Genomic DNA, 1,284 nt, shown 5'->3' on the forward strand with positions numbered 1-1,284 from the left:
TTCGATTTCGCCGAGTTCGACACGGAACCCACGGATCTTCACCTGAAAATCCGAACGCCCCACATACTCGAGCACCGGCCCACCACCCGGCCGCTCCCGCCACCGCACCACATCCCCCGTCCGATACATCCGCTCCCCCGGAACCCCGAACGGATCCGCAACAAACCGACCCGACGTCAACCCCGCCCGATTCCGATACCCACGAGCAAGCCCCGGACCCGACAAATACAACTCGCCCGCCGCCCCGAACGGCACCGGACGCAACCGCGCATCCAACACCAACTCACCGAACCCCCGAACCGGACCACCCACCGTCACCGACTCCCCCACCACCAACACGTCACTGGCATTCGACATGATCGTCGCCTCCGTCGGCCCATACGCATTGAACATCCGCCGACCCGGCGCCCACCTCGCCACCAACTCCGGCGGACACGCCTCACCCGCCACCACCAACGCCCCCAACGCCCCCAACCCGGCCGGATCAACCGACGACAACGCCGTCGGCGTCAACACCGCATGAGTGACACCCTCACCGACCAGGATCCGCGCCAACTCCTCCCCGCCATACACCGTCGGCGGAACCACCACCAACCGGCCACCCAACCCCACCGCCCACACCAACTCGAACACCGACGCATCGAAACTCGGCGACGCACACTGCAACACCCGCGCACCCACACCCACCCCGAAACGCGAACGCTGCTCCGCCACCACATTCGCCAGCCCCCGATGCGTGACCACCACACCCTTCGGCAGACCCGTCGACCCCGACGTATAAATCACATACGCCGCCTGACCCACCCGCACCGACGCACCCCGATCCACATCCGACACCACCCCCGCCGACACCGACAACAACCGCGACACCGTCACCGCATCGTCGAGCACAACCCACCGCACCGAACCCGGCAACCGATCCCGAAACTGCGAGAGCGTCACCCCCACAACCACACCCGAATCCACCAACATGTGCTCCACACGACCCGCCGGATACTGCGGATCCACCGGCAAAAACGCCGCCCCCGTCTTCGCCACCGCCCACACCGACACCACCGACTCGACCGACCGCGCCACCGCCACAGCCACCACCGACTCCGCACCCACCCCCGCCGCCAACAACACCCGCGCCAACCGATTCGACGCCTCATCCAACTCCCGATACGTCAGCGAACGACCCCCACACACCACCGCAACCGCACCCGGATCCGCAACCACCGCCGCCGCCAACAACCCCGGCAACGCCACCTCCGGACCCGACACCTCACCCACCACCGACGTCAA

The 1,284-nt window shown here is 67.1% G+C and carries 1 protein-coding gene; it reads right to left on the minus strand.

Annotated elements, in window-relative coordinates:
* A partial coding sequence (locus RJ1_RS44950) for an amino acid adenylation domain-containing protein (RefSeq protein WP_143169621.1) occupies positions 1-1,284 on the minus strand: 1,284 nt, incomplete at both ends.

It is taken from the genome of Rhodococcus jostii NBRC 16295 (assembly GCF_001894825.1).
Lineage (GTDB): Bacteria > Actinomycetota > Actinomycetes > Mycobacteriales > Mycobacteriaceae > Rhodococcus_F > Rhodococcus_F jostii.